Source organism: Streptomyces sp. P9(2023), assembly GCF_032436795.1.
In the GTDB taxonomy this organism is placed as follows: Bacteria; Actinomycetota; Actinomycetes; order Streptomycetales; family Streptomycetaceae; genus Streptomyces.
In genome coordinates this window covers 1-235 of record NZ_JAUPWM010000854.1, presented here as the reverse complement: position 1 = coordinate 235, position 235 = coordinate 1, and the positions used below count along the sequence as shown (strand labels likewise).

Sequence of the window (235 nt, the reverse complement as noted above, 5' to 3'; positions counted from 1 at the left end):
CAGCAGTATGCGGAAAAATGAAAACCGACTATCGCTATTCAAGCAACCTAGGCTGGAATACCTTCCCAGTCCCAATTCTTACAGAGAAAAATAAAACCGACCTGACCCGCTGCGCCGAGAACATCTTGCTGGCACGGGAAGCACACTTCCCTGCCACTATTGCGGATCTTTACGACCCGGACAAAATGCCCGCTGACCTGCGTCACGCCCACGAGCAAAACGATGAGGTACTGGA

General features: G+C 51.9%; 1 protein-coding gene. It reads left to right on the top strand.

What is annotated here, in order from left to right; genetic code table 11:
• Positions 1 to 17: 17 nt before the first annotated feature.
• Positions 18 to 235, top strand: a 218-nt coding sequence (locus tag Q5762_RS39685; RefSeq protein WP_315897179.1) for a type IIL restriction-modification enzyme MmeI, incomplete at its 3' end; no start/stop codon positions are given.